Source organism: Escherichia sp. E1V33, assembly GCF_004211955.1.
In the GTDB taxonomy this organism is placed as follows: Bacteria; Pseudomonadota; Gammaproteobacteria; order Enterobacterales; family Enterobacteriaceae; genus Escherichia.
The window spans coordinates 1-3,870 of record NZ_RHJI01000049.1 but is presented as its reverse complement, the minus strand read 5'-3'; the positions used below and the strand labels follow the sequence as shown (position 1 = coordinate 3,870).

Here is a 3,870-nt window from a genome sequence, read left to right as displayed (position 1 = left end):
AGTCTTTCTACATCAGGCCTCGAAGAATTCGCCGTTCTTCGGGGCTTTTTCTTTTGTCAGGTAATCGGCAAGCCGCTTAGTCAATTCAGCCATTTCATCGTCTTCGATTCCGTATTCCAGAACAGCCAGCATCATGCTTACCTGCGAGAAGAAACCATTCTTCCATCGGCTTACCTGGTATTCAGGAACCCCCATCGCGCGAGCGAATGTCTTCTGCCCCATCAGTGCCAGTTTGTTCAGCAAGGCTGACTCGATGCGAGCCGCTTTCTTGCTTTTAGTTGCAATAGTACCCATACATAATTTCCTTAATGATTAGATAGAGTTGGCTTCGCAAAGAAATGCAAAACCATAGAGATTTGTTTCTGGTAATGCCCTTTTTCAGGGCGGGGATGTGTAAGAGCGTTAATAACTTAAGCGGCCATTAATTCAGGCCAGATGCTTTCCCAATCAACCGGATGAAGGTCTTTGCGAGTCACTTCACCATTGCTGAACTTCTCAATCAGAACACAAAGTGCTGCGCCCAATTCATGATTACGGCTAAGTGCTTTCCTCAAATAGCCGATAGAAGTTCCGCACTTGGTGGCAAATTCTCTCTGCTCTTCCAGTGAAAGGGAGTTCAGATACAAGCGGAGTTCTTCCATTTGCTATCTCCTTCCCGTTGTTGAATAAGGTGAGTTTACCTGTAGGTAAAAGGCAAATCAATACCCATGGGTTATTTACCGGCAGGTAATCAAAGATAGAATTAAATCATGGATAAATACGAACAAAGACGACTAAGGCTGATAGAGATAAGAGACCGATTCTGTAATGGAAAGGCCTCAGAGTTGGCTCGTCGAATAGAAAGGGAACCATCATACGTTTCCAGAATGCTGTATCCGGAAGGAAAAAGCGGAAAAAAACGCATTGCTGACGATATGATGGAACTAATTGAAAAATCTTTTAATCTCCCACGCGGATGGATGGACATGCTTGCAGATGGTAAAGCTGGAGCTACAGACCATCTTGAGTTTGCGGGTAGCGTTCGTGCGGGTTTTGTTCCGGTAATTGGTGAAGCCGTTTTGGGAGTTGATGGCTCAGTGGATATGATTGAATTCAGATCCGGTTGGTTAAGCATCTACAGCGGCGATAAAGATGCTTACGGTCTGAAGGTTAAGGGTGACAGCATGTGGCCAAGGATTCAGTCAGGAGAATATGTTGTTATTGAACCAAATACGCCAGTACATCCAGGTGATGAAGTCTTTGTAAGGACCAAAGACGGTCACAACATGATAAAGATCATGAACAAAACAAGAGACGGTGATTATCAGTTTAGTAGCATAAACAGTGATCACCGCCCAATCACTCTTCCTGTTGAAGAAGTTGATAAAATGCATTTTGTTTCAGCTATTGTGAAACACACCAGGTACGTAGACCAGGACGATCTGCCAAAAGTTTGAGGATAAAGCAGCAAATGTTTATACCCGGCATAGTAGTCGCTGTTGTAATCATCTGCTTCATATGGGCAAAGTTATCTCCTGTAAGCTCTAAGCATACAGCTGAACTCATGAAGAAGAAGCATCTTATACATGAGGCAGAATCGATAATTAAAAAGTTCAAAGGCATGTCATACGACGACATGTCATCAGAGCAGATTGCTATGTATAAATGCGCCATTGAGCGCCTTGACTACTTAAACGGACTCAAACCCAAACACACCCCAGTAGAATCAAAATTGCCGCAATGGCCAAGCAATCCAAATAGCTTCTGACATCTCCTTTCAGCCCGCAAAGCGGGCTTTTTTATATCAATCCAAAAAATTAATTACCTGAAAATTCAAGCAGGTAAACTCTCACATCAATTTTATTTACCTACAGGTATAGACAGCGGTTTTACCTGCAGGTATATTTTAAGCCATCAGCAGGACGCACTGACCACCATGAAGGTGACGCTCTTAAAAATTAAGCCCTGAAGAAGGGCAGCATGCAAAGAAGAAGGCTTTGAGTAGCGCGAAATGCAGCTGCAAGACAGCAACCGTGGAGATAAGCATCACGGCGCGTTACTCAAAGCTAACTGACAGGAGAATCCAGATGGATGCACAAGCACGCCGCCGCGAACGTCGCGCAGAGAAACAGGCTCAATGGAAAGCAGCAAATCCCCTGTTGGTTGGGGTAAGTGCAAAACCAGTTAACCGCCCAATTCTCTCGCTGAATCGCAAACCGAAATCACGAGTAGACAGCGCACTGAATCCGATAGACCTTACGGTGCTGGCTGAATACCACGAACAGATTGAAAGCAACCTGCAACGTATTGAACGCAAGAATCAGCGCACATGGTACAGCAAGCCACGCAGTGAAATGGGTGTGACTTGTTCAGGCCGCCAGAAGCAACGCGGAAAATCAATTCCAGCTTATTACGATTGAGGTGAGATATGGAATTTCATGAAAGTGCGATTTGTGATTTTCGCGCTAACGCAAATTCAGTAAAACCACAGCCAATTGCAGTTCTTTTTAAAACAATGGGTGCGTGGGCTGTTTTATGCTTCTCCGCTGATGACACTGATGCAAGAATGGCAATAGGCCAAGAGATGGAGATGGACCCGACAAACGATGAATTCATAATTTATGGCGCTCCATCTAATTACTTACTTGATACCTGCAACATTTACAACAAGGCTGCCTGATGGTGGCCTTTATTTTTTGGCCGTAAATAATTTCATGATTATTACAATCAAGGTGATATATGAAACGTAAATTTGAAATTTGGTTGGATTCCGGCGCAAACATTCACTCTTGCAAAAAGACAGTTGTAACACTCGATGATCTTGGCTTATCCGAGAATGAGTGGGATGAAATGGATCAGGACGAAAAAGACGAAAACATGCGTGATGTAGCATTTGAAACGCTTGATTGGGGATGGAAGGAAATTAAGTGATGGCCGCATAGTCGGCCTTTATTTTTAGCATAAACAACAGAATAAATACTGCACTGTGTATTCATTCCAACGAGTGAATACACGGAGCAATGTCGCTCGTAACTAAACAGGAGCCGACTTGTTCTGATTATTGGAAATCTTCTTTGCCCTCCAATGTGAGGGCAGTTTTTTTGACGGAGTAAACGATGATAAAAACTGATTACCCTGCAGAACTTAAACAAAAAGTAATAACAGCAATTAAATGCTCTTTTATCTCATGTCGTACAGATGAAGAACGATATGTCGTTGAGTGTGCAATTGTCGAGTTTCTCACAGCGATGGAATTTACCGCCGCAGAATCAATAGACGTATTAAAGCAATCAGACGGAAATGATATTGAAACAGATGATGTTATTGACCGACTAATAAAATCATTCGAAGAAGAAATAGAGTAACTGCCAAGCGCGGCTTTAACACCTGCCAATGACGGAGGAATTATGGAAATTACAGATATCCTGGTTAATCCAGATAATTACGACCAATTCAATATCTCTACTAAATCAGTTGATTTGGGATGTGCAACTGTCAGCGCATGGCTACTTAATGGTAAACAGTTGGATAAATGCCTTGATGCACATATGACGGTTAACAGCTTCCTTGCAGAAAAGACACACTGGCAAGATGCTGGAGGGAAATATGCTGGATGGCTTGAAAGCATGGGATTTGAATATCAATCTGATGAAGGTTGGTGGAGCCTTATAGCTGTAACGCCTGAGACAATAGAATGCTTCGTTAAATACTCAAACGACGATGACTATAAACACCAGGTGGATTCTGCGATAGAAAGATACAAAAGAAAATCGTTCAACCACGAAATATCATCAGTTCTTGATTTCATAGAAATCTTCAAATAAGCCGCCAAGCGCGGCTTTACCGCATACCAATAATGCTTCACGAGATGCATTTTCGTTATGCAATCAA

The 3,870-nt window shown here is 42.8% G+C and carries 7 protein-coding genes and 1 pseudogene; 6 read left to right on the top strand and 2 right to left on the bottom strand.

Going from position 1 to position 3,870, the window contains the following annotated elements; translation table 11 throughout:
• Positions 1–12 precede the first annotated feature (12 nt).
• Both D9742_RS22830 and D9742_RS22825 read right to left on the bottom strand, forming a co-directional pair.
• Positions 13–294 (bottom strand): CII family transcriptional regulator, encoded by a 282-nt coding sequence (locus D9742_RS22830; RefSeq protein WP_000536662.1) that lies wholly within the window; start codon positions 292–294, stop codon positions 13–15.
• A 116-nt stretch (positions 295–410) separates the two neighbouring features.
• Positions 411–641, bottom strand: a complete 231-nt coding sequence (locus D9742_RS22825; protein WP_000391959.1) for a YdaS family helix-turn-helix protein — start codon at positions 639–641, stop codon at positions 411–413.
• A 108-nt stretch (positions 642–749) separates the two neighbouring features.
• On the opposite strand from D9742_RS22825, the gene D9742_RS22820 reads away from it, so the two are divergent.
• From D9742_RS22820 to D9742_RS22790, 6 genes and pseudogenes are all read left to right on the top strand, one after another.
• Entirely contained in the window at positions 750–1,436 is a 687-nt protein-coding gene (locus tag D9742_RS22820) for a S24 family peptidase (protein ID WP_130238327.1), read from the top strand.
• Between the two features lie 606 nt (positions 1,437–2,042).
• Positions 2,043–2,399: pseudogene (locus D9742_RS23750) on the top strand (antitermination protein N); the annotation flags it as partial.
• 8 nt (positions 2,400–2,407) lie between these two features.
• The gene (locus D9742_RS22805) at positions 2,408–2,659 is read left to right on the top strand and encodes a hypothetical protein (protein ID WP_130238325.1); all 252 of its coding nucleotides are present in this window, start codon (positions 2,408–2,410) and stop codon (positions 2,657–2,659) included.
• 59 nt (positions 2,660–2,718) lie between these two features.
• Positions 2,719–2,910, top strand: coding sequence for a hypothetical protein (locus D9742_RS22800; RefSeq protein ID WP_130238324.1), 192 nt, complete (start codon positions 2,719–2,721; stop codon positions 2,908–2,910).
• A gap of 185 nt (positions 2,911–3,095) precedes the next feature.
• Entirely contained in the window at positions 3,096–3,344 is a 249-nt protein-coding gene (locus tag D9742_RS22795) for a hypothetical protein (protein WP_000597940.1), read from the top strand.
• Between the two features lie 42 nt (positions 3,345–3,386).
• A complete protein-coding gene (locus tag D9742_RS22790) occupies positions 3,387–3,803 on the top strand; it encodes a hypothetical protein (RefSeq protein WP_130238323.1) in 417 nt (138 codons plus the stop codon).
• Positions 3,804–3,870 lie beyond the last annotated feature (67 nt).

Excerpts from the sequence above, each read along its gene's own strand:
- D9742_RS22830 (WP_000536662.1), bottom strand. The coding sequence starts at position 294 with ATGGGTACTATTGCAACTAAAAGCAAGAAAGCGGCTCGCATCGAGTCA.
- D9742_RS22825 (WP_000391959.1), bottom strand. The coding sequence starts at position 641 with ATGGAAGAACTCCGCTTGTATCTGAACTCCCTTTCACTGGAAGAGCAG.
- D9742_RS22820 (WP_130238327.1), top strand. The coding sequence starts at position 750 with ATGGATAAATACGAACAAAGACGACTAAGGCTGATAGAGATAAGAGAC.
- D9742_RS22805 (WP_130238325.1), top strand. The coding sequence starts at position 2,408 with ATGGAATTTCATGAAAGTGCGATTTGTGATTTTCGCGCTAACGCAAAT.
- D9742_RS22800 (WP_130238324.1), top strand. The coding sequence starts at position 2,719 with ATGAAACGTAAATTTGAAATTTGGTTGGATTCCGGCGCAAACATTCAC.
- D9742_RS22795 (WP_000597940.1), top strand. The coding sequence starts at position 3,096 with ATGATAAAAACTGATTACCCTGCAGAACTTAAACAAAAAGTAATAACA.
- D9742_RS22790 (WP_130238323.1), top strand. The coding sequence starts at position 3,387 with ATGGAAATTACAGATATCCTGGTTAATCCAGATAATTACGACCAATTC.